This window comes from Micromonospora sp. KC723 (genome assembly GCF_004348595.1).
Lineage (GTDB): Bacteria > Actinomycetota > Actinomycetes > Mycobacteriales > Micromonosporaceae > Micromonospora.
Map to the genome: position 1 here is coordinate 12,958 of NZ_SMKD01000018.1, position 21,653 is coordinate 34,610.

At 73.1% G+C, this 21,653-nt stretch carries 20 protein-coding genes; 1 reads left to right on the forward strand and 19 read right to left on the reverse strand.

Features of this window, described 5'->3' with window-relative positions; translation table 11 throughout:
- Window positions 1-166: 166 nt before the first annotated feature.
- From E1165_RS06810 to pyrR, 15 genes are all read right to left on the reverse strand, one after another.
- Window positions 167-1,150, reverse strand: a complete 984-nt coding sequence (locus E1165_RS06810; protein WP_132388841.1) for an AAA family ATPase — start codon at window positions 1,148-1,150, stop codon at window positions 167-169.
- 210 nt (window positions 1,151-1,360) lie between these two features.
- Complete coding sequence (locus E1165_RS06815) at window positions 1,361-3,319, reverse strand: primosomal protein N' (protein ID WP_132388843.1); 1,959 nt, start codon at window positions 3,317-3,319, stop codon at window positions 1,361-1,363.
- A 59-nt stretch (window positions 3,320-3,378) separates the two neighbouring features.
- Complete coding sequence (gene metK / locus E1165_RS06820) at window positions 3,379-4,569, reverse strand: methionine adenosyltransferase (protein ID WP_132388845.1); 1,191 nt, start codon at window positions 4,567-4,569, stop codon at window positions 3,379-3,381.
- Window positions 4,570-4,670: 101 nt separating this feature from the next.
- Entirely contained in the window at window positions 4,671-5,879 is a 1,209-nt protein-coding gene (gene coaBC, locus E1165_RS06825; protein ID WP_132388847.1) for a bifunctional phosphopantothenoylcysteine decarboxylase/phosphopantothenate--cysteine ligase CoaBC, read from the reverse strand.
- A 14-nt stretch (window positions 5,880-5,893) separates the two neighbouring features.
- Window positions 5,894-6,157, reverse strand: coding sequence for a DNA-directed RNA polymerase subunit omega (gene rpoZ, locus E1165_RS06830; RefSeq protein WP_007075826.1), 264 nt, complete (start codon window positions 6,155-6,157; stop codon window positions 5,894-5,896).
- 47 nt (window positions 6,158-6,204) lie between these two features.
- The gene (locus E1165_RS06835; RefSeq protein WP_132388849.1) at window positions 6,205-6,738 is read right to left on the reverse strand and encodes a guanylate kinase; all 534 of its coding nucleotides are present in this window, start codon (window positions 6,736-6,738) and stop codon (window positions 6,205-6,207) included.
- 26 nt (window positions 6,739-6,764) lie between these two features.
- A complete protein-coding gene (gene mihF / locus E1165_RS06840) occupies window positions 6,765-7,082 on the reverse strand; it encodes an integration host factor, actinobacterial type (RefSeq protein ID WP_088962722.1) in 318 nt (105 codons plus the stop codon).
- A gap of 170 nt (window positions 7,083-7,252) precedes the next feature.
- Entirely contained in the window at window positions 7,253-8,086 is an 834-nt protein-coding gene (gene pyrF / locus E1165_RS06845; RefSeq protein WP_132388851.1) for an orotidine-5'-phosphate decarboxylase, read from the reverse strand.
- Window positions 8,087-8,186: 100 nt separating this feature from the next.
- Window positions 8,187-9,461 (reverse strand): adenosylmethionine--8-amino-7-oxononanoate transaminase, encoded by a 1,275-nt coding sequence (locus E1165_RS06850; RefSeq protein ID WP_132388853.1) that lies wholly within the window; start codon window positions 9,459-9,461, stop codon window positions 8,187-8,189.
- 46 nt (window positions 9,462-9,507) lie between these two features.
- The gene (locus E1165_RS06855) at window positions 9,508-10,530 is read right to left on the reverse strand and encodes a quinone-dependent dihydroorotate dehydrogenase (RefSeq protein WP_371687309.1); all 1,023 of its coding nucleotides are present in this window, start codon (window positions 10,528-10,530) and stop codon (window positions 9,508-9,510) included.
- Window positions 10,530-13,940 carry a carbamoyl-phosphate synthase large subunit gene (carB, locus tag E1165_RS06860; RefSeq protein WP_132388857.1) on the reverse strand — a complete coding sequence of 1,137 codons (3,411 nt, stop codon included), beginning with the start codon at window positions 13,938-13,940 and terminating at the stop codon, window positions 10,530-10,532. The genes E1165_RS06855 and carB overlap by 1 nt, the downstream gene beginning before the upstream one ends.
- On the reverse strand, window positions 13,933-15,078 hold the full coding sequence (gene carA / locus E1165_RS06865) for a glutamine-hydrolyzing carbamoyl-phosphate synthase small subunit (RefSeq protein ID WP_132388859.1): 1,146 nt from the start codon (window positions 15,076-15,078) through the stop codon (window positions 13,933-13,935). The genes carB and carA overlap by 8 nt, the downstream gene beginning before the upstream one ends.
- On the reverse strand, window positions 15,079-16,356 hold the full coding sequence (locus E1165_RS06870; RefSeq protein ID WP_132388861.1) for a dihydroorotase: 1,278 nt from the start codon (window positions 16,354-16,356) through the stop codon (window positions 15,079-15,081).
- Window positions 16,353-17,279, reverse strand: coding sequence for an aspartate carbamoyltransferase catalytic subunit (locus E1165_RS06875; protein WP_132388863.1), 927 nt, complete (start codon window positions 17,277-17,279; stop codon window positions 16,353-16,355). Before E1165_RS06875 ends, E1165_RS06870 begins: the two co-directional genes overlap by 4 nt.
- A 114-nt stretch (window positions 17,280-17,393) precedes the next feature.
- Window positions 17,394-17,978: a bifunctional pyr operon transcriptional regulator/uracil phosphoribosyltransferase PyrR gene (gene pyrR / locus E1165_RS06880; RefSeq protein WP_132388865.1), complete on the reverse strand. Its 585-nt coding sequence runs from the start codon at window positions 17,976-17,978 to the stop codon at window positions 17,394-17,396.
- Between the two features lie 287 nt (window positions 17,979-18,265).
- On the opposite strand from pyrR, the gene E1165_RS06885 reads away from it, so the two are divergent.
- Window positions 18,266-18,754, forward strand: coding sequence for a transcriptional regulator (locus tag E1165_RS06885; protein WP_013285505.1), 489 nt, complete (start codon window positions 18,266-18,268; stop codon window positions 18,752-18,754).
- 84 nt (window positions 18,755-18,838) lie between these two features.
- Here the strand turns inward: E1165_RS06885 and nusB are convergent, their stop codons facing one another.
- The 4 genes from nusB to aroB form a co-directional block, all read right to left on the reverse strand.
- Window positions 18,839-19,249 (reverse strand): transcription antitermination factor NusB, encoded by a 411-nt coding sequence (gene nusB / locus E1165_RS06890; protein ID WP_207916682.1) that lies wholly within the window; start codon window positions 19,247-19,249, stop codon window positions 18,839-18,841.
- A gap of 23 nt (window positions 19,250-19,272) precedes the next feature.
- Window positions 19,273-19,830, reverse strand: a complete 558-nt coding sequence (gene efp, locus E1165_RS06895) for an elongation factor P (RefSeq protein ID WP_132388869.1) — start codon at window positions 19,828-19,830, stop codon at window positions 19,273-19,275.
- A 189-nt stretch (window positions 19,831-20,019) separates the two neighbouring features.
- A complete protein-coding gene (gene aroQ, locus E1165_RS06900; protein WP_132388871.1) occupies window positions 20,020-20,460 on the reverse strand; it encodes a type II 3-dehydroquinate dehydratase in 441 nt (146 codons plus the stop codon).
- Window positions 20,457-21,533, reverse strand: a complete 1,077-nt coding sequence (aroB, locus tag E1165_RS06905) for a 3-dehydroquinate synthase (protein ID WP_132388873.1) — start codon at window positions 21,531-21,533, stop codon at window positions 20,457-20,459. The genes aroQ and aroB overlap by 4 nt, the downstream gene beginning before the upstream one ends.
- Window positions 21,534-21,653: the final 120 nt, after the last annotated feature.

Below are 21,653 nucleotides of genomic sequence, written 5' to 3' on the forward strand. Positions count from 1 at the left end.
CGGTGTGGCTCCTTCGATCGGACGGATGGTGCCGTACCAGTCTACGGAGTGCCGGTGGCCGTTTCGGCCGGCGTGCCGCCCCGCGGGGCGAGGGCCTGCGTGTCGATGGTCACCGGAAGGGTCGGGTAACCGCGCAGGGTGAGCCGGTCCTCGCGATCCCGTCCGCTCAGGCGCCGGAGCTCGGCTCCCCCGCCAGGACCGCGTCGCCGTTGAGCAGGGCGTGTTCGGGCAGCGGCAGGGTGACGTCGTGCGCGTCCGCCCAGTCGTGGATGGTGGACGGGCGGGCGTGGGCGGCGAAGTAGTCCACCGCGCTCATCCCGCCGACCACCGGTTCCTCCACCTCAGCGACCAGTTGCGCGGGCACCAGGTGGAACCCGTTCTGCAGCGCGGCGCTGAGCCGGCGGTGGCCGTCGACGACGAAGAAGTACTCGCCGGTGTAGCCGATCCGCAGCGGTTCCAGCGCCTCGTCGCCGGCCTCGGCCACCTCCCCGACGAACTCCGAGTCCCACAGGCCGCGCAGGGTGGCGATGTCCTCGGTCGGGTAGACCCGGGCCGGGTCCAGCAGCAGCAGCGGCGGGGCGTCGCGCAGCACGTCGGCGCCGAGCCGGCCCTCGTACGCGTCGACGATGTGCGTGATCACCTCGTCGGCCGTGGCCCGGGTGCTGTCGCAGACCAGGTCGTAGTTGCGCAGCCGGGCCTTGTCCACGCCGTAGCGGACCACGAACCGGTTGCGCTCGCTCTCGCTGCGCTCCTTGAGCTTGGCCTTGGCCTCCTCCAGCGAGGTGTAGCTCTCGGCCGGGCCGGACGGGCGCAGCAGCACCCGCCGGGCGGCCTCGCCCGGCTCGGTGATCATGTGCACCTTGAGCGCGTCGGTGAAGAAGTGCCACGCCAGCCGGGAGTCCATGACCAGTGCCTCGCCGGAGGCGGCGATGTCCCGCTGGAGCTGGTCGACGTAGCCGTCGACCGCCTGGTCCAGCTCGGCGTGCAGGTTCAGCTGGAGGGCGGTCATCTGCCGCTCCTGCGCCATCTGGCGGTAGAGGTCGCCGACGCTGACCCGGCGCATCCCCAGCCGCCGGGCGATCTCGACGGAGACGGTGCTCTTGCCGCTACCGAGGTCACCGTTGAAGACGATCGATTTACGAACGGTCACGACTGGTCCACCCCTGATCACCGGCTGGTTGACATCATCGATTGGGCGTCGGATCGACGCTTTTCGCCATCGTCGCGCCATTCGTGCGCCCAGGCATGACGGGCGATGCTATCACGCGTCCGCCAGCGGCCTGCCGGACGCGGTGTGTGACGGTGACTCACCGCGACGACGGCCGCCGGCCGCGGGTCTCGAGGATCACCTTCGCCGGGGTCAGAACAGGCTCAGCGGGTCGACCTGGAGGCGGACCGGGTCGGCGGCCTTCCGGGCGCTGCGGACCCCGGCCGCCGTGTGCAACGCCTCGGCCAGGACGGCGCCCCGCGACCGGGGCACCCGGACCAGCATCCGCTCCCGCTCCTCGTCGGCCGGGACCGGGCCGAGCACCTCGGCGTCGTCGGGCAGCCGGGCCTCGGCGAGCAGGTCGGCCACCGCCGCGGCGGAACCGGTGACGCTGGCCATCCTCATCGCCGGGGGGAAGCCCAGCTCCCGGCGCTCGGCCAGCTCCCGGGCGGCGAACCAGGCCGGATCCCAGCGCAGCAGCGCCTGCACCGGGGCGAGCGCGCCGTCGGCGACCACCACCACCCGCCCCCCGGCGGGGGCGGGCCGGGCCAGCGCCGCGGCGGCCAGCCAGCGGCGCAGCGTCTCCTCACCGGCGCGCAGGTCGGCCCGGGTGAGCAGGGCCCAGGAGTCGAGCAGCAGCACCGATCCGTAACCGCCCTCGGCGACCGGCTCGGCACCCGGCGTGGCGATCACCAGGGCGGCGCCGGCCGGCACCGTACGCAGCACCTCCTCCCGGCCGGAGGTGCGCACCGGCACCCCGGGGAAGGCCCGACCCAGCTCCTCGGCGGTGCGGCGGGCACCGGTGACCGCCGCGCGCAGCCGCCGCCCGCCACACTCCGGGCAGGCGTAGGCGGCGGCGATCCGGCCGCACCAGCGGCAGGCGGGCGCGCCGTCGGCCGAGGGCAGGGCGAGGGGCCCGGCGCAGTGCGGGCAACGGGCGGGGGCACGGCACTCGGCGCAGGAGACCGACGGCAGGTAGCCGCGGCGGGGCACCTGGACCAGCACGGGGGCGTCGGCGCGCAGGGTGTCCCGGGCGGTGGTCCAGGCCAGGCTGGGCAGCCGGGCGGTGGCCGCCCCCGGATCCCGGGCCAGCTGCGGGTCGTCGCCGGTCGGGGCGATGGCCGGGGTACGCGCCCGCACCGTCGCCCGGTCGGCGACGACCTCGCGGGCCCAGCCGGTCTCCACCAGCAGCTGCGCCTCCGCGGTACGGGTGAACCCGCCGACCAGGGCGGCGGCCCCGGCGAGCTGGGCCCGGGTCAGCAGCACCTCCCGGGCGTGCGGGTACGGCGCCCGGGGTTCGGCGTGCAGGTCGTCGCCGTCGTCCCAGATCGCCACCAGCCCGAGCCGGTCCACCGGGGCGAACATCGCCGCCCGGGTGCCGATCACCACCGGCACGTCGCCGCGCCGGGCGGTGAGGAACGCCCGGTAGCGGCGGGCCGGCCCCAGGGCGGCGGAGAGACAGGCGTGCCGCCCCGGGCCGAGGGCCGTGGTCAGGGCGGCGTCGAGCCGCTCCAGGTCCCCGGCGTCGGCGACCACGACGACGGCGCCCCGCCCGCCGGCGACGGTGGCGGCGACCGCGTCGGCGTACCGGGCCGCCCAGTCCTCACCGGCCAGGGCCGACCAGACCGCGCGGGGCGCCCGACCGTCGGTGAGCGCGCGCAGGAACGCGGGCCCGGCCGGGTAGTCCCGCCACCCGCGCGGGTCGACCGGCGGGGCGGGGCCGGCGCCGGGCCGGGCGACGGTGGGCTCGGCCACCGCCTGCGTGGTCGACGCGGCGTCGGCCGGGGCACCGGGAGGTTCCTTCTCGACGCGGGCGTGCCGGGGCGGGACGGCGAGGCGGAGCACGTCGGCGAGGTTGCCGGCGTACCGGTCGGCGACGACCCGCGCGAGCCGGGCCACCTCGGGGGCGAGCACCTGCTCCGGGGAGACGACCTTCTCCAGGTACGCCAGCCGGGGATGGGCCGACTCCGCGACCCGCTCCAGCAGCCAGCCGTCGACCAGTTGCCCGGCGAAGCGGACCTTCACCCGCACCCCGGGCAGCGCCTCGGTCTCCACGGCGGCGGGGACCAGGTAGTCGAACGGGCGGTCCAGGTGCGGCAGGGGGACGTCCACGCAGACGCGCGCGACCGGCGACCCGTCGGCGGGTCGCCGGTCGCCGCGCCTGGCGCCGGTCAGGCTCCCGCGGCCGACTTGAGGTCGGCGGCCCGGTCGGTGCTCTCCCAGGTCAGGTCCGGCAGCTCGCGGCCGAAGTGGCCGTACGCGGCGGTCTGCTGGTAGATCGGGCGGAGCAGGTTCAGGTCCCGGATGATGGCGGCCGGGCGGAGGTCGAAGACCTCGGTGACGGCCTTCTCGATCGCGGCGACCGGCACGGTCTCGGTGCCGAACGTCTCGATGAACAGGCTGACCGGGTGCGCCTTGCCGATGGCGTACGCGACCTGCGCCTCGCAGCGCTCGGCCAGGCCGGCGGCGACGACGTTCTTGGCCACCCAGCGCATCGCGTACGCCGCCGAGCGGTCCACCTTGGACGGGTCCTTGCCCGAGAAGGCGCCGCCGCCGTGCCGGGCGTACCCGCCGTAGGTGTCGACGATGATCTTGCGGCCGGTCAGGCCGGCGTCACCCATCGGCCCACCGATCTCGAACCGGCCGGTCGGGTTGACCAGCAGCCGGTACCCGTCGGTCTCCAGGCCGAGGCCCTCCAGCTCCGGCTCGATGACGTGCTCACGCACGTCCGGGGTGAGCAGCGACTCCAGCGAGATGTCGGCGGCGTGCTGGCTGGAGACGACCACGGTGTCGAGCCGCACCGGCCGCAGGCCGTCGTACTCGATGGTGACCTGGGTCTTGCCGTCCGGCCGCAGGTACGGGATGGTGCCGTCCTTGCGCACCGCGGAGAGCCGCCGGGCCAGCCGGTGGGCCAGCGCGATCGGCAGCGGCATCAGCTCGGGCGTCTCGGAGCACGCGAAGCCGAACATCATGCCCTGGTCGCCGGCGCCCTGTGCGTCCAGCGCGCTCTCCGACGCGCCGGTGCGCAGCTCGAAGGCGTTGTCGACGCCCTGGGCGATGTCGGTGGACTGCTGGCCGATGGAGACGCTCACCCCGCAGGACGCGCCGTCGAAGCCCTTCTTCGACGAGTCGTACCCGATGCCCAGGATGGTGTCCCGGACGATGGTCGGGATGTCGGCGTAGGCCTTGGTGGTCACCTCGCCGGCGACGTGCACCTGGCCCGTGGTGATCAGGGTCTCCACCGCGACACGGCTGCGCGGATCCTGGGCGAGCAGGGCGTCGAGGATGCCGTCGCTGATCTGGTCGGCGATCTTGTCCGGGTGGCCTTCCGTGACCGATTCGGACGTAAAGAGACGTGTCACGGCACTCCTAAGCACTTGAAAACTCTTTGGAAAAGGTCGCTCCGCGGCAGTTTAGTCACCCGGGTCAGGGGATGGCCCGGGAACGTGGCGGTGCCCAGTGTTCAGGACCGGTCGGCCAGTCGGGTCACCACGAGGTCCCAGACGCCGTCGGCCAGATCCTCCTTCGCCTGTTCGGGCAGGACGTGTACGGTGCCGTCCGCGCCGATGACGGTCGCCGCGTTGGTCTCCGCCCCGAAGACCTTGTCGACGCCGACCTCGTTGACGACGATCAGGTCGGCCCGCTTGCGAACCAGCTTGGCTCGCCCGTTGGCCTCCGCGTCGCCGGTCTCGGCGGCGAAGACGACCAGCACCTGCTCCGGCCGGCGTCGCCGGCCCAACTCGGCGGCGATGTCCGGGTTGGTGACCAGCTCGATGGTCGGGGCGCTGCCGTCGTCCGCCTTCTTGATCTTGCCAGCAGCGTAGCTCGCCGGGCGGAAGTCGGCCGGCGCCGCCGCCATCACCACCGCGTCGGCGCTCTCGGCCGCGGCCAGGGTGGCCGCCCGCAGTTCCTCGGTGGTGCCGACCCGGACCAGGTCGGCGCCGGCCGGATCGGGCAGGGCCACGTTGGCCGAGATCAGGGTGACGCGCGCGCCCCGGGCCACCGCCGCCCGCACGAAGGCGTACCCCTGTTTGCCGGAGGAGCGGTTGCCGAGGAACCGGACCGGGTCCAGTGGCTCGCGGGTGCCGCCGGCGGTCACCACGACGTGCCGGCCGGCGAGGTCGGCCGGGGCGTCGACGCCCCGGGCGAGAGCCCGCCGCGCGACGGCGAAGATCTCCGCCGGGTCGGGCAGCCGGCCTTTGCCGCTGTCGGCGCCGGTGAGCCGGCCGACGGCGGGCTCGATCACGCGTACCCCCCGCGAGCGCAGCGTCGCGACGTTGGCCACGGTCGCCGGGTGCTCCCACATCTCGGTGTGCATCGCCGGCGCGAGCACCACCGGGCAGCGGGCGGTGAGCAGCGTGTTGGTGAGCAGATCGTCGGCGAGACCGTGGGCCGCCCTGGCCAGCAGGTCCGCGGTGGCCGGCGCGACGACCACCAGGTCGGCCCGCTGGCCGAGCCGGACGTGCGGCACCTCGTGCACGTCGGACCACACGTCGTCGGCGACGGGCCGGCCGGAGAGCGCCGCCCAGGTCGGCGCCCCGACGAAGCGGAGCGCCGACGCGGTCGGCACGACCCGGACCCGGTGCCCCGACTCGGTGAACAGCCGCAGCAACTCACACGCCTTGTAGGCGGCGATGCCACCGCCGACCCCGAGGACGATCTCGGCGGACATCGGGGAGCGGGGTGTTACGGCTGGTCGGTCGGCTCGGCGGTGAGCAGGCCCGCGTTGATCTCGCGCATGGCGATGGAGAGCGGCTTCTCCTGCGGAGTCGTCTCCACCAGCGGGCCGACGTACTCGAGCAGGCCCTCACCGAGCTGGCTGTAGTACGCGTTGACCTGGCGCGCACGCTTGGCGGCGAAGATCACCAGCGCGTACTTCGAGGTGGTCTTCTCCAGGAGCTCGTCGATCGGCGGGTTGGTGATGCCCTCGGGGTTGGCGATGGATCCCACGGAATACCCTCTGCGTCTGAAGTGTCCGCGCGAGCGCGGCTGGTCGCTCAACCACCCAGTGGCGGCCGAGCGGGAGCCAGATAGGAAGAACCGAGCAAGCCTACCAGCTCGTCCACGACCTGCTCGGTGCGGCCGTGGACCACGGTGTGTCCGACGGCCTCGGCGACCGCCGGCGTGGCACGCCAGCCGGGCGGCGCCAGCAGCACCAGGCGGACGGCCGGCAACGCCGCCCGGACGGCGAGCGCGCCGGGCAGGTCGAGCGGAAGCAGCACCGGTCGCCCCTGCGAGAGCCGGGTCCGCAGCGGTTCGCGGGGGGTGCCGCGCAGGTGCGGGCCCATCCGGAACCACTCCAGCAGCTCTCCGGCGGCGACCAGCCGGTCGAACTCGGCGGGTGCGACGAAGTGCCGGTCGACGCCGTCGGACTCGCCGGGGCGCCGCGGCCGGGTGGTGACCGGCACCGGCACCCACACGGACGGGAAACGCGCCCGGACCCGCTCGACCACACCGTCCCGGCCGGCACCAGACGGTCCGGTCAGGACGGTGAGCCGAGCCGCCGGGCGCGTCTCGTCATCCGTGCTCACCGCTTGTTTCTACACGGTGGCGGACCTCAGTTCGCGGCGAACTCTCCAAGCAGCGCCTTGCGCTGCTGCTCGCCCAGGCCACGCAGGCGACGGCTGTCGGCGATCTTGAGCTTCTCCATGATCTGGGTCGCCCGGATCTTGCCGATGCCCGGCATGGCCTGCAGGACGGCCGAAACCTTGAGCTTGCCGACGACGTCGTCGGACTCGGCCCGCTCAAGGACGGCGGCGAGGGTGGTCTTGCCCTGCTTGAGCTGCTCCTTCAGCTCAGCACGGGCCTTGCGGATCTCCGCGGCCTTCTCCAGCGCGGCAGCGCGCTGCTCAGGGGTCAGTGACGGGAGCGGCACCAGTTCTCCTCAGGTCCCTATCGCGACGGGCGGGACGCGCCGCCGCTCTGTGAAACGTGGTGTCGCTGGCAACCAAAGGGGTCCATGGTTACCAGCGCGGGGAAAACTAGCGGTCGCCGGAGCTTTCGGCAACGTGGGCGCGCGAAGATCAACGTAAAGTGACCGAGCCATCAGTCAGCCAGAACACCCCGGCAGTCGGCCAGGACGCGCTCCACGGCGGCCCGCAGGGCGGCCGGATCCGGGCCCGCCCCCAGCACCTCGCGGGAGTACGAGGGGAGCACCGAGGGCAGGCTCGACCCGAACACCGCCCGCAGGTCGGCGGCCGTCGCGCCCTGCGCGCCGAGCCCCGGGGCGAGCAACGGACCGTTGACCCGGGACAGGTCGTGGCCGGTCTCCCCGACCGTGGCCCCCACCACCAAACCGAAGCTGCCCAGCGGCTGCGCACCCGCGTTGAGCTGGGAAATCTCGTCGATCACCGTCTGCGCGACGGTACGCCCGTCGGCGGCCCTGGCCCGCTGCACCTGCGCTCCCTGCGGGTTCGAGGTGAGCGCCAGCACGAAGACGCCGCCGCCGTGCGCCTGCGCCAGCTCGAACATCGGGGCCAGCGCGCCGACGCCCAGGTAGGGGCTGGCGGTGACCGCGTCGACGTACAACGGCGCGGCCGGGTCGAGGTACGCCGAGGCGTACGCGGCGACGGTCGAACCGATGTCGCCACGCTTGACGTCCAGCAGAACGAGCGCCCCGGATTCGCGCAACTGTCGGATAGTTGACTCAAGAATCTCGACACCCCGGGCACCGAAGCGCTCGAAGAACGCCGACTGGGGCTTGACGACCGCGACCCGGTCACCGATCGCCTCGACCACCGTCCGGGCGAAGCGGTCCAGCCCGTCGACGTCGTCCGGCAGTCCCCAGCGGGCCAGCAGCCCGGGATGCGGGTCGATGCCCACGCAGAGCGGTCCCCGCTCGGTCACGGCCCGGTGCAGCCGGGCGCCGAAGGTCTCCATCCGTCGCTCTCTCTCCTCACGTTTCGCTCCGGGACCGGCACCCGCCGCTCCCGTCCTGCCCGCACCGGCCTACGCCGAGACCGTCGCCCGCCGGCCGCCCTCAGCCGGCCCGTACCGCCGCGGCGATCCCGGCCGTGATCCGGGCCAGGTCGGCGTCGTCGGTGACGTACGGCGGCATGGTGTAGATCAGGTCCCGGAACGGGCGCAGCCACACCCCCTGGGCGACGGCCGCGGAGGTCGCCGCCCCCATATCCACCTCGTGGTCGAGCTGCACCACCCCGATCGCGCCCAGCACCCGCACGTCGGCCACCCCGGGAGCGCCCCGCAGCGGCTCCAGACCGGCCCGCAGCCCCGCTCCCACCCGGGATACCTGGGCCGCCCAGTCACCGGCGCGCAGCAGCCCCAGGGAGGCGTTGGCGACCGCGCAGGCGAGCGGGTTGCCCATGAAGGTCGGCCCGTGGGCCAGCACACCGGCCGCGGAGATGCCCCGGGCGATCTCCGGCGTGCAGAGCACCGCGGCCAGGGTCAGATAGCCGCCGGTGAGCGCCTTGCCCACGCAGAGCACGTCCGGGCTCACCCCGGCGTGTTCGGCGGCGAACATCGCGCCGGTGCGACCGAAGCCGGTGGCGATCTCGTCGAAGACCAGCAACACCCCGTGGGCCCGGGTCACCTCGCGCAGCGCCCGCAGATAGCCCGGATGGTGGAAGCGCATCCCGCCCGCGCCCTGCACCACCGGCTCGACGATCACCGCGGCCAACTCGTGGGCGTGCTCTCGCACCGCGTCGGTCAACGCCGCCAGGTACGCCGGGTCGGGATCGTCGTCGAAGCCGCCGGGCGGAGCGGGAGCGAAGACCTGCCGGGGCAGCACGTCGCCCCAGAGATGGTGCATGCCCCCCACCGGGTCGCAGACGCTCATCGGGTGGAACGTGTCGCCGTGGTACCCGCCCCGCCAGGTGCCCAGCCTGCGGCGCTCCGGCCGGCCGGTCGCCCGCTGGTACTGCAGGCACATCTTGACCGCCACCTCGACGCCGACCGACCCGCTGTCGGCCAGGAAGACGTGCTCCAGGCCGTCGGGGGCCAGCTCGACCAGGGTGCGCGCCAGCCGGACGGCCGGCTCGTGGGTGAGCCCGCCGAACATCACGTGGCTCATCCGGCCGAGCTGCTCCACCACGGCCGCGTCGAGCACCGGATGCCGGTAGCCGTGGATCGCCGCCCACCAGGACGACATGCCGTCGACCAACTCCCGGCCGTCGGCCAGCCGCAGGCGTACGCCCTCGGCGCCGCGCACCACGTACGGCGGCGCGGCCGGCGGCAGCGTCGCGTACGGGTGCCAGACGTGCGCCCGGTCGGCGGCCAGGATCTCCTCGGGCGTCACGTGCCCTCCTCCGTACCCTCGACGGTCGCCGGCCGGGCCGGCCGCCTCACCCGACCGTGGCCGGCGCGGCGGCCCGTGCCACGGCCCTGACCAGTGTCGGCCCCCGGTAGATGAGGCCGGTGTAGAGCTGCACCAGGCTGGCGCCGGCGTCGAACATCCGGGCCGCGTCGTCCGGGTCGAGGATGCCGCCCACCCCGACGACCGGCAGCCGCCCGCCGGTCTCGGCGTGCACGAAGGCCACCACCTCCCGGGCCCGGCCGGTGAGCGGCCGGCCGGAGAGCCCGCCGGCCTCGGTGCCGCGGTCCCGGTCGGCCGGGGCGAGGCCGTCGCGGGACAGTGTGGTGTTGGTGGCGATGACCCCGGCCGCGCCCCGGGCCAGGCAGACCTCCAGCAGCTCGGCGATGGCCGGTTCGGTGAGGTCCGGGGCGATCTTCACCAGCACCGGCTTCTCGCCCACCAGAGCGGCCAACAGGGCGTCGAGGTGGGCCTTGTCCTGGAGGCTGCGCAGGCCGGGGGTGTTCGGCGAGGAGACGTTCACCGCGAAGTAGTCGCCGTGCGCGCGCAGTGCCCGGTACGAGGTGAGGTAGTCCTCGACCGCGTCCTCCAGCGGGGTCACCCTGGACTTGCCCAGCGAGATGCCCAACGGCACCCCGAGCGGGCGGGGCAGCGCCGCCAGGCGCTCCGCCAGGGCCTGGGCGCCGGCGTTGTTGAAGCCCATCCGGTTGACCACGGCCTCGCTGTCGCGCAGCCGGAACAGCCGGGGCCGGGGGTTGCCCGGCTGGCCGTACGCGGTGACCGTGCCGACCTCGACGAAGCCGAAGCCGAGCGCCGGCCAGGCCGGCAACGCGACACCGTTCTTGTCCATCCCGGCGGCCAGCCCGACCGGGTTCGGGAACTCCACCCCGAACACGGTCCGCGGCGCCCGCACCAGGTAGCGGGCGCGCAGCGCGGCGAGCGCGGCCGGCCGCCGGGACAGCCCCGCCAGCCGCCGCAGTGTCCACTCGTGCGCCGCCTCCGCGTCGCCCGCCCCGATCCGGAACAGCAGCGGTCGAAGGGTCTGCTCGAACATCACTCGCCGGCCCGCAGGGCGGCGTGCAGTTCCTGCAACGGGCGGACCTGCATGTCGCCGCGGATGCGCGCCTCGATGCCCATCACCGCCGCCGCGGCGCCGGGAACCGTGGTGATGCAGGGGATGTCCGCCGTCACCGCCGCGCTGCGGATCTCGTACCCGTCGGAACGGGCGCTCGCGCCGGAACCCTGCGGAGTGTTCACCACCAGCGCCACGTCCCCGCCGAGGATCATCGACACCGCGTCGTCGCCCTCGCCGGACTCGTAGTGCTTGCGGATCTGCTCGCAGGCGATGCCGTGCCGGCGCAGCACCTCCGCCGTGCCGGTGGTGGCCACGATCTCGAAGCCCAGGTCGGCCAGGCGCTTGATCGGGAAGATCATCCCGCGCTTGTCCCGGTTGGCGACCGAGACGAAGATCCGGCCGGCGGTGGGCAGCGAGCCGTACGCGGCGGCCTGTGACTTGGCGAAGGCGTGCCCGAAGCCGGTGTCGATACCCATCACCTCGCCGGTGGACTTCATCTCCGGACCGAGCAGCGAGTCCACGCCCTTGCCCGACGGGGTGCGGAACCGCTTGAACGGCAGCACCGCCTCCTTCACCGCGATCGGGGCGTCGACCGGCATGGCACCGCCGTCCCCGGTGGGCGGGAGCATCCCCTCGGCCCGCAGTTCGGCGATGGTGGCGCCGAGCGCGATCCGGGCCGCCGCCTTGGCCAGCGGCACCGCCGTGGCCTTGGAGACGAACGGGACGGTACGGGAGGCCCGAGGGTTGGCCTCCAGCACGTACAGCATGTCGTCCTTGAGCGCGTACTGGACGTTGAGCAGACCCCGCACGCCGACCCCACGGGCGATCGCCTCGGTGTAACGGCGTACCTGCGCCAGGTGTGAGCCGGCCAGGGTGATCGGCGGCAGCACGCAGGAGGAGTCACCGGAGTGGATGCCGGCCTCCTCGATGTGCTCCATCACGCCGCCCAGGTAGACCTCGCCGTCGGCGTCGCAGAGCGCGTCCACGTCGATCTCGATGGCGTCGTCGAGGAACCGGTCGACCAGCACCGGGTGGTCCGGGGAGATGTCGGTGGCCCGGCCGATGTAGTCGCGCAACGTGGCGTCGTCGTAGACGATCTCCATGCCCCGCCCGCCCAGCACGTACGACGGTCGCACCAGCACCGGGTAACCGATCTCGTCGGCGATCGCCTTCGCCTCGTCGTACGAGGTGGCCGTGCCGTGCGCCGGGGCGCGCAGCCCGGCCCGGGCCAGCACCGCGCCGAACGCGCCCCGCTCCTCGGCCAGGTGGATCGACTCCGGCGAGGTGCCGACCACCGGCACGCCCGCGTCCTTGAGCCGCTGCGCCAGCCCCAGCGGGGTCTGCCCGCCGAGCTGCACGACCATCCCGACCACGCCCGGCCCGCCGGCCGCTCTCCCGGAGGAGTCCTCGGCGTGCCAGACCTCCAGCACGTCCTCGAAGGTGAGCGGCTCGAAGTAGAGCCGGTCGGCGGTGTCGTAGTCGGTGGAGACCGTCTCCGGGTTGCAGTTGACCATCACGGTCTCGAAGCCGGTGCCGTCGGCGCCGGACGCGGCCGCGCCGGTGGGCGCGCCGCGCAGCGCCTGTACCGCGTGCACGCAGGAGTAGTCGAACTCGATGCCCTGGCCGATCCGGTTCGGCCCGGACCCCAGGATGATCACCTTCGGTCGCGCGGAGGGCGCCACCTCGGTTTCCGACTCGTACGTCGAGTAGTGGTAGGGGGTGGTCGCCTCGAACTCGGCGGCGCAGGTGTCCACCGTCTTGTAGACCGGGCGCACACCCAGGCGGTGCCGCAGCGTGCGTACCCCGTCCTCGGCGGCCAGCTCCGGCCGGAGCGCGGCGAGCTGCCGGTCGGACAGGCCGGCCCGCTTGGCCCGGCGCAGCAGGTCGGCGTCGAGCACCGGCGCGGCCACGATCTCCGCGCGCAGCTCGACCAGCGCGGCGATCTGGTCCAGGAACCACGGGTCCATCCCGGACGCCTCGGCCACCTCGGCGACGGAGGCGCCCAGGCGCAGCGCCCGCTCGACGGTGTAGAGCCGGCCGTCGTGCGGCGTCCGCAGCGCGGCGAGGGTGCTCTGCCTCGTCACGTCGGCCGGGTCGACGCCGGTCGCGGCGGCGACGGCCCGATCCGGCAGCGTCCAGAAGCCGGCCGCCTTCGTCTCCATCGACCGCATCGCCTTGTTGAGCGCCTCGGTGAAGTTGCGCCCGAGGCTCATCGCCTCGCCGACCGACTTCATCGTGGTGGTCAGCTCCGGGTCCGCGCCGGGGAACTTCTCGAACGCGAACCGGGGAATCTTCACCACCACGTAGTCCAGCGTCGGCTCGAACGCCGCCGGGGTCTTGCGGGTGATGTCGTTCGGGATCTCGTCCAGGGTGTAGCCGATGGCCAGCTTCGCGGCGATCTTCGCGATCGGGAAGCCGGTGGCCTTCGAGGCCAGCGCCGAGGAACGGGACACCCGCGGATTCATCTCGATCACGACGATCCGGCCGTCGGCCGGGTTGACCGCGAACTGGATGTTGCAGCCGCCGGTGTCCACCCCGACCTCGCGCAGCACCGCGATGCCGAGATCCCGCAGCCGCTGGTACTCCCGGTCGGTCAGCGTCATGGCCGGGGCCACGGTGACGCTGTCGCCGGTGTGCACGCCCATCGGGTCGACGTTCTCGATCGAGCAGACCACCACCACGTTGTCGTGGCGGTCGCGCATCAGTTCGAGCTCGTACTCCTTCCAGCCGAGCACGCTCTCCTCGATGAGCACCTCGTGCACCGGGCTGGCGGCCAGGCCGGCGCCGGCGATGCGCGCCAGGTCCTCGTCGGTGTGCGCCATGCCGGAGCCGAGGCCACCCATGGTGAACGACGGCCGGATCACCACCGGCAGGCCCAACTCGGCCACGGTCGCCTCGACCTCGGCCATCGAGTGGCAGACCCGGGAGCGGGGTACCAGCGCGGCCGGGTCCTCGACGCCGATGCGGGCACCCGCCTTGGCGACGATGTCCTTGAACAGTTGCCGGTCCTCGCCGCGGTGGATCGCCTCGATGTTCGCGCCGATCAGCTCCACGCCGTACTTGTCGAGCACGCCCGCCTCGTGCAGGGCGACCGCCGTGTTCAGCGCGGTCTGCCCGCCGAGGGTGGGCAGCAGGGCGTCGGGACGTTCCCGGGCGATGACCAGCTCGACGAACTCGGGGGTGATCGGCTCGACGTAGGTGGCGTCGGCGAACTCCGGGTCGGTCATGATGGTGGCCGGGTTCGAGTTGACCAGGCTGACCCGGATCCCCTCGCTGCGCAGCACCCGGCAGGCCTGGGTGCCGGAGTAGTCGAACTCGCAGGCCTGACCGATCACGATCGGCCCCGAGCCGATCACCAGGATGTGTTTGAGGTCGGTGCGCTTAGGCATTCTTTCCGCCTTCGATGAGCTCGGCGAAGCGGTCGAAGAGGTAGTCCGCGTCGTGCGGGCCGGCCGCCGCCTCCGGGTGGTACTGGACGGTGAAGGCGGGCACGTCCTTGGCCCGCAGCCCCTCGACCACGTTGTCATTGAGGCAGACGTGCGAGACCTGGACACCGCCGAACTCGGTCTCGATCACCTGGTCGGGCACCACGGCCCCAACCTGCGCGCCCGGCACCCGCACGGCGAAGCCGTGGTTGTGGCTGGTCACCTCGACCTTGCCGGTGGCCCGGTCGAGCACCGGCTGGTTGATGCCCCGGTGGCCGTAGCCGAGCTTGTAGGTGCCGAAGCCGAGCGCCCGGCCGAGGATCTGGCTGCCGAAGCAGATGCCGAACAGCGGGATCCGCCGGCCCAGCACCTGCCGGGCCAAGGCGACCGGGCCGTCGGCGGTGGCCGGGTCGCCCGGACCGGGCGAGAAGAACACCGCGTCGGCGCCGGTGGCGAGCAGGTCGTCGATGGTGGAGCCGGCCGGCAGCACGTGCGTGGTGACCCCACGGGCGGCGAGCCGGCGCGGCACGTTGCGCTTGATGCCCAGGTCCAGGGCGGCGACGGTGAACCGGTGCGCGCCCTGCGCCGGCACCACGTACGGTTCGGCGGTGCTCACCTCGGCGGAGAGGTCCGCGCCGACCATCGGCGGCGACTGGCGGACCCGGGCCAGCAGGGCGCGCGGGTCGTCGTCGACGCTGGAGATGCCGACCCGCATCGCGCCCCGCTCGCGCAGGTGCCGGGTGAGTGCCCGGGTGTCCACGCCGCAGACGCCGACCACGCCCTCGGCGGCGAGCCGGTCCTCCAGCCCGCCGGTGGCCCGCCAGTTGGAGCCGATCCGGGCCGGGTCGCGCACCACGTACCCGGCGACCCAGATCCGGGACGACTCGTCGTCCTCGCCGTTGACGCCGGTGTTGCCGATGTGCGGCGCGGTCTGCACCACCACCTGGCGGTGGTACGACGGGTCGGTCAGGGTCTCCTGGTAACCGGTCATGCCGGTGTTGAAGACCGCCTCGCCGAAGGTCTCGCCGACGCTGCCGTACGCCTCGCCGTGGAAGGTCCGGCCGTCCTCCAGAACCAGGATCGCGGATCTACGCTTCGCCATTTACTTGACAGCCTTTCCGTCCAGGACCGTCGGCTCGCCGCGCAGGAAGGTCGCCACGATGCGACCGGGCAGCGTCATGCGGGCGTACGGGGTGTTGCGACTACGGCTGGCCAGCTCCGCCGGCTCGACGACCCGGCGGGCGGCCGGGTCGACCAGGGTGAGGTTGGCCGGTACACCGGGCGCCGGGTCGAGGCCGTGCCCGTCGAGCCCGGCGATCCGGGCCGGCACGCGGGACATCCGCTCGGCGATCAGGTCCCACTCGGGGCCGAGCACGTCGAGGGCGATGGAGAGCGCGGTCTCCAGGCCGAGCATGCCCGGCCGGGCGTACGCCCACTCGCACTCCTTGTCCTCCACCGCGTGCGGGGCGTGGTCGGTGGCGACCACGTCGATGACACCCTCGACCAGCGCGGCGCGCAGGGCGGCGACGTCGGTGGCGGTACGCAGCGGCGGGTTGACCTTGTAGACCGGGTCGTAGGTTGCCGCCCTGTCGTCGGTGAGCAGCAGGTGGTGCGGGGTGACCTCGGCGGTGACCCGGACCCCGCGCGCCTTGGCCTGGCGCAGCACCTCGACGCTGCCCGCCGTGGACACGTGGCAGACGTGCAACCGACTGCCGACGTGCTCGGCGAGCAGCACGTCGCGGGCGATGATCGCCTCCTCGGCGACCGCCGGCCAGCCGGTCAAACCGAGCCGGGTGGAGACCTCGCCCTCGTGCATCTGCGCGCCCTCGGTGAGCCGGGGCTCCTCGGCGTGCTGGGCGATGATCCCGTCGAACGCCTTGACGTACTCCAGCGCCCGGCGCATCAGCCGGGGGTCGGCGACGCAGTGCCCGTCGTCGGAGAAGATCCGTACCCGGGCGGCGGAGTCCGCCATCGCGCCCAGCTCGGCCAGCCGCTCGCCGGCCAGGCCGACGGTGACCGCCCCGATCGGCTGCACGTCGACCAGCCCGGCCTCCCGGCCGAGCCGCCAGACCTGCTCGACCACACCGGCGGTGTCCGCGACCGGGGAGGTGTTCGCCATCGCGCAGACGGCGGTGTAACCGCCGAGCGCCGCCGCGCGGGAGCCGGACTCGACCGTCTCGGCGTCCTCCCGGCCCGGTTCGCGCAGGTGGGTGTGCAGGTCGACCAGGCCGGGCAGGGCGACCAGCCCGGTCGCGTCGATCACGGTGGCGTCCGGCGCGGTGAGGCCGGCGCCGGTCTGCGCGACGACGCCGTCGCGGATCAGCAGATCGGTCGGCGCGGCGCCGACGACGCTCACGCCCTTGATCAGGTACGAGGTCACAGGTTGTTCCCTCCGAGCAGCAGGTAGAGGACGGCCATCCGCACGGAGACCCCGTTGGCGACCTGTTCGACGATGGTGGAGCGGGGCGAGTCGGCGACCTCGGGCGTGATCTCCATGCCCCGGTTCATCGGGCCGGGGTGCATGACGACCGCGTGGTCCGGCAACCGTCGCATGCGCGGGCCGTCCAGCCCGTAGCGGCGGGCGTACTCGCGGGCGGAGGGGAAGTAGGAGTCGTTCATCCGTTCCCGCTGCACCCGCAGCATCATCACCACGTCCACGTTCGGCAGCACCGCGTCGAGGTCGTAGGAGACGAGCGTGCCGGGAGCGAGCGCGGCCGCGATGTCGACCGGGATGAGGGTCGGCGGGCCGACCAGGGTGACCTTGGCGCCGAGGGTGGACAGCAGCAGCACGTTGGAGCGGGCCACCCGGGAGTGCAGCACGTCCCCGACGATGGCGACGTGCAGGCCGGCGAGCCGGCCCAGCCGCGACCGCATCGTGTACGCGTCGAGCAGCGCCTGGGTGGGGTGCTCGTGGGTGCCGTCGCCGGCGTTGACCACCGACCCGTCCACCCAGTCGGCCAGCCGGCGTGGGGCGCCGGAGGCGGGGTGCCGGACGACCACCGCGTCGGCCCCCATCGCCTGAAGGGTGAGCGCGGTGTCCTTCAGGCTCTCCCCCTTGGCCACGCTGGAGCCCTTGGCCGAGAAGTTGATGACGTCGGCGCTGAGCCGCTTGGCCGCCGCCTCGAAGGAGATCCGGGTGCGGGTGGAGTCCTCGTAGAAGAGGTTCACCACGGTCCGGCCGCGCAGGGCGGGGAGCTTCTTGACCTCGCGGCCGGCGACGGTGGCCATCTCGGCGGCGGTGTCGAGGATCTGGGTGGCGGTGGCCAGGTCCGGGTCGGCCCCGGAGAGCAGGTGGCGGATCACTGGACCAACCTCTCGCTCGCGACTGCGGGGCTCCGCTCCGCTGCACTCCTCGCGCTCACAGGGCCTGCCTCTCGCTCGCGACTGCGGGGCTCCGCTCCGCTGCACTCCTCGCGCTCACAGGTTGGCACCCCCGTACAGCCTGACCTCGTCGACGCCGTCGGTCTCGACGAGGGTGACCTTCACGCTCTCGGCGAGCGCGGTCGGGATGTTCTTGCCGACGTAGTCGGCGCGGATCGGCAACTGGCGGTGACCGCGGTCGACCAGGACGGCGAGTTGCACGGAGGCGGGGCGGCCGACGTCGCCCAGCGCGTCGAGCGCGGCCCGGACGGTGCGGCCGGAGAAGAGCACGTCGTCGACGAGGACGATCCGCTTGCCGTCGATGCCGCCCGGCGGAAGCTGGGTCGGGCCGACCGCGCGGGTGGCGTGCCGGCGCAGGTCGTCGCGGTAGAGTGTGATGTCGAGCACGCCAACCGGCACGTCGACGTCCTCGAAGGTGCTGATCCGGGCGGCGAGCCGCCGGGCGAGCGGGGTGCCCCGGGTGGGGATGCCGAGCAGGACGGTGTCGGCGGCGCCCTGGGTCTTCTCCAGGATCTGGTGGGCGATCCGGTCGACGACGCGCTGGACGTCGGCGCTGGCGAGGATCACCTTCACCGAGGGTTGTCGGGGTACTGACGACTGGACAGCCGGTGGGCAGGCCACGGCGGACCTCCTTCCCCGCCTCACGGGACGGGTCGTTAAAGGACGTCTGGCACCTCCGCCCGGCTCGGGTGAGCTGGGCCGAGGTCTCGGGCCACGTTACCAGCGGTCACGAGGGGGACCGTCGGGTACCCACTGATCCCCGGATCAGGACGGCCAAATGCGGATAACTTTCCCCACGCTCGGCAACGGGAAGGTCGCGAGCACTTGACCACGTGTCGCAATCCCCGTACCGTCACGCTCCGTAGCGATAGCTGGGAGAACCCCGTAGCAGCACTGGGAGTGTCCGAATGCCCTCTGAATACGCCAAGTCGCTGGGCGCCCGCCTGCGCTCCATCCGCCAGCAGCAGGGCCTGTCCCTGCAGGGGGTGGAGGAGAAGTCGAACGGGCGGTGGAAGGCCGTGGTGGTCGGCTCGTACGAGCGCGGCGACCGCGCCGTCACCGTCTCCCGCCTGGCCGAGCTGGCTGACTTCTACCGCGTTCCCGTCTCGGAGCTGCTGCCCGACGGCAGCGGGGTCCGCCACGAACCCACCAGCAAGATCGTCCTGGACCTGGAGCGGCTCTACGACGAGGCCTCCGAGGATCTCGCCTACGTCGCCCGGTACGCCCGCGCCATCCAGCAGCAGCGCGGTGACTACAACGGCCGGGTGCTCTCCATCCGCGCCGACGACCTGCGGGCCCTCGCCATCGTCTACGACGCCTCGCCGTCGGGCCTGATCGAGCGGCTCACCGAGCACGGTGTGCTGGTCGCCGACCCGCGGGCGTTCTTCGCGTCCTGAGCTGTCGCACCGTCGAGGGCCCGTGCCGTCCGGCACGGGCCCTTCGCGTCGTCCCCGCCGCGACCCGACCGTCGCGGACGCCGGTCAGCGGGTCGCGTACTCGGCGATCCGGCCCAGCACCCCGTTGAGGAAGCGCGGCGAGTCGTCGGTCGACATCTGCCGGGCCAGCTCGACCGCCTCACTGATCGCCACCGCGTCGTCGATCTCGTCGACGTAGAGCAGCTCGTAGACAGCGATCCGGGCCAGGTTACGGTCGACCGCCGGCATCCGGTCCAGCGTCCAGCCCTCGGCGTAGCTGCCGATCACCTCGTCGATCCGGTCGAGGTGCGCGGCCACCCCCTCGACCAGGCTGACCGCATAGCTGAGGTGCTCCGGCCGTGGCTTCTCGATCCGCTCGACGTACCCGGCGAGCACCTCGACCGGGGGCCGGTCCCGCAGGTCGGCCTCGAAGAGCACGTCCAGCGCCCGCTTACGCGCCTTGCGGCGCGCCGGCATCTGCTGTTTGGCACCCTCGGCCATCAGGCTCGGCCGAGGTAGCGGCCGTCACGGGTGTCGACCTTGATCTTCTCGCCGGTGGTGATGAAGAGCGGCACCTGCACGGTCGCACCGGTCTCGACGGTGGCCGGCTTGTTGCCGCCGGTCGACCGGTCGCCCTGCAGGCCCGGCTCGGTGTAGGTGACCTCCAGCACGACGGAGGTGGGCAGCTCGACGTAGAGCGGCACGCCCTCGTGGGTGGCGACGGTCGCCTCCGCCTCGGGAAGGAGGTAGTTCGCCGCCTCGCCGACGGTGCCGCCGGGGACGGTGATCTGGTCGAACGTCTCCAGATCCATGAAGACGTAGTCCTCGCCGTCGGCGTAGAGGTACTGCATGGTGCGCTTGTCGACGGTCGCGGTCTCGACCTTGGTGCCCGCGTTGAAGGTCTTGTCGACCACCTTGCCGGACAGCACGTTCTTCAGGGTGGTACGCACGAAGGCACCACCCTTACCGGGCTTGACGTGCTGGAACTCGACGACGGACCAGAGCTCCCCGTCGAGGTTGAGTACCAGGCCGTTCTTCAGGTCGTTGGTGGTGGCCATTTCCTGCCTTGATCATCAATTGGCGGACAGACCTGGAAAGTCTACTAGCTGCGTCGAACCGGCGACGGTGCCGCCGCCTGCCCGCCCCTCGGGCGCACGACCGGACAATCCGTACCCGCGTCCGGCCACCCCGGCGCGACGTCACGGTGAGCAGAACAACAGCCGGTAACCCTCGTCACCCCGACGGGCTCAGGGCCTCGGGTCGGAGCGGGTGGCCAGGTGACGCAGGGCGAGCCGGTAGCCGTCCACGCCGAGACCGCAGATCACCCCGGTCGCCACCGCGGAGACCACCGAGTGGTGCCGGAACTCCTCCCGGGCGTGGATGTTGGAGATGTGCACCTCGACCAGGGGGCCGCGCAACATGGCGCAGGCGTCCCGCACCGCGATCGAGTAGTGCGACCAGGCCGCCGGGTTGAGCACCACCGCCGCGCCCTCGTCGGCGGCCTCGTGCAGCCAGCCGACCAGCTCGTGCTCGGCGTCGGTCTGCCGGACCGTCACGTCCAGCCCCAGCTCCCGGCCGGTGTCCACGCAGAGGTCCACCAGGTCGGCGTAGCTGGTCACGCCGTACACGTCGACCTGCCGGGTGCCCAGCCTGCCCAGGTTCGGCCCGTTGAGCACGTACACCCTCATGAGACGATCTCCCGGTAGGCCGCGTGCAGCAACTCGTCGTCCGGGCCCTCCAGGATCGCCGGCCGGGCCAGCGCGTCGAGCACCACGAACCGCAGCGTGGCGCCCCGGGTCTTCTTGTCGACCCGCATCGCGGCCAGCAGCGCCGGCCAGGCGTCGGCCGGATAGCCGGTGGGCAGCCCCAGCGCGGCCAGCACGGTACGGTGCCGCTCGGCGGTGGCCGCGTCCAGCCGCCCGGCCAGCCGGGCCAGCGTGCCGGCGTAGACGATGCCCACCGACACGGCGTGCCCGTGCCGCCAGCGGTAGTCCTCCACCTTCTCGATCGCGTGCGCCAGCGTGTGCCCGTAGTTGAGCACCTCCCGCACCCCCGACTCGCGCAGGTCACCGGAGACCACACCGGCCTTGACCCGGATCGCCCGCTCGATCAGCTCGCGGACCACCGGCCCGGCCGCGTCGGTGGCGGCGGTCGGGTCACCCTCGATCAGGTCGAGAATCACCGGGTCGGCGATGAAACCGCACTTGACCACCTCGGCCAGCCCGGCGGCCAGGTCGGTCACGGGAAGGCTGTCCAGGGTGGCCAGGTCGGCCAGGACCCCGACCGGCGGGTGGAACGCGCCGACCAGATTCTTGCCGGCGGCGGTGTTCACCCCGGTCTTGCCGCCCACGGCGGCGTCGACCATGCCCAGCAGCGAGGTCGCCACCGGCACCCAGCGCACCCCGCGCAGCCAGCAGGCCGCGACAAAACCGGCCAGGTCCGTCACCGCGCCGCCGCCCACGCCGACCACCGCGTCGGTACGGGTGAAGCCGGCCGCGCCCAGCCGCTCCCAGCAGCCCGCCGCCACCTCGATCCGCTTGCCCGCCTCGGCGTCGGGCACCTCGATCGGCAGCGGGCTGACGCCCGCCGCGCCGAGCCGCTCGGCCAGCGCGTCGGCCAGCTCCTTCAGCGGCGGCGCGTACAGCACCGCCACCCGGGTCGCGCCGGGCAGCAGCTCGGGCAACTCACCCAGCAGGTCACGTCCCACCAGCACGTCGTACGGCCGCTCGCCGCCGACCGGAATCCGGGTCACCTCGTTCATCGCCGCGAGCCTAGTGCAGAATCCCGCGCCGGCACGGCCGCCCGTCCATCTGGTGGCACCCGTGACCGTCGATCGTCACGACGGTGACGGCCGGGACGTTTCACCGGTGTGCACGGGGGC

Coding starts and splice junctions, on each gene's coding strand:
- coaBC (WP_132388847.1), bottom strand. CDS start 5,879: ATGTCCGCCGAGATCGTCCTCGGGGTCGGCGGTGGCATCGCCGCCTAC.
- pyrF (WP_132388851.1), bottom strand. CDS start 8,086: ATGGAGACCTTCGGCGCCCGGCTGCACCGGGCCGTGACCGAGCGGGGA.
- E1165_RS06855 (WP_371687309.1), bottom strand. CDS start 10,530: ATGTTCGAGCAGACCCTTCGACCGCTGCTGTTCCGGATCGGGGCGGGC.
- carB (WP_132388857.1), bottom strand. CDS start 13,940: ATGCCTAAGCGCACCGACCTCAAACACATCCTGGTGATCGGCTCGGGG.
- carA (WP_132388859.1), bottom strand. CDS start 15,078: ATGGCGAAGCGTAGATCCGCGATCCTGGTTCTGGAGGACGGCCGGACC.
- E1165_RS06885 (WP_013285505.1), top strand. CDS start 18,266: ATGCCCTCTGAATACGCCAAGTCGCTGGGCGCCCGCCTGCGCTCCATC.
- nusB (WP_207916682.1), bottom strand. CDS start 19,249: ATGCCGGCGCGCCGCAAGGCGCGTAAGCGGGCGCTGGACGTGCTCTTC.
- efp (WP_132388869.1), bottom strand. CDS start 19,830: ATGGCCACCACCAACGACCTGAAGAACGGCCTGGTACTCAACCTCGAC.
- aroQ (WP_132388871.1), bottom strand. CDS start 20,460: ATGAGGGTGTACGTGCTCAACGGGCCGAACCTGGGCAGGCTGGGCACC.
- aroB (WP_132388873.1), bottom strand. CDS start 21,533: ATGAACGAGGTGACCCGGATTCCGGTCGGCGGCGAGCGGCCGTACGAC.